The sequence below is a fragment of the Intrasporangium chromatireducens Q5-1 genome (genome assembly GCF_000576575.1).
In the GTDB taxonomy this organism is placed as follows: Bacteria; Actinomycetota; Actinomycetes; order Actinomycetales; family Dermatophilaceae; genus Intrasporangium_A; species Intrasporangium_A chromatireducens.
This window is the reverse complement of the sequence record NZ_AWQS01000616.1, coordinates 1-363: the sequence shown is the minus strand read 5'-3', so window position 1 is coordinate 363 and position 363 is coordinate 1. Positions and strand designations below refer to the sequence as shown.

The following is a 363-nucleotide window of genomic DNA, read 5'->3' as shown; positions in this document are numbered from 1 at the left end:
CCCGGTCCCCGCCGCCCAGGCGACCGCCGTCGACCATCCGGCCCCGCCGCGGCCGCCGCGGACCAACCCCGCGGCCCGTCCGTGGCTCGACATCGCCGGCGACCGCTACCCGCTGCTCGGCAGCCTGACCATCATCGGGCGCGACGAGGGCGCGGACATCGTCGTCGACGACGCGGGCGTGTCGCGTCGGCACAGCGAGATCCGCGTCACGAACGACGGCCCCCACCTGGTCACCTCGATCCGCGACCTCAACTCGACCAACGGCACCTTCGTCAACGGCGACCGGATCACCTCCCAGCGCCTCGAGGACGGCGACCGGATCACCCTCGGCCGGACCTCGGCGACCTTCCGCGCCGGACGACG

The 363-nt window shown here is 74.7% G+C and carries 1 protein-coding gene; it reads left to right on the top strand.

Translation table 11 applies throughout. The annotated features are described in order from the left end of the window. On the top strand, nucleotides 1-363 hold a 363-nt coding region (locus N864_RS23135), incomplete at both ends, for an FHA domain-containing protein (RefSeq protein WP_034723223.1).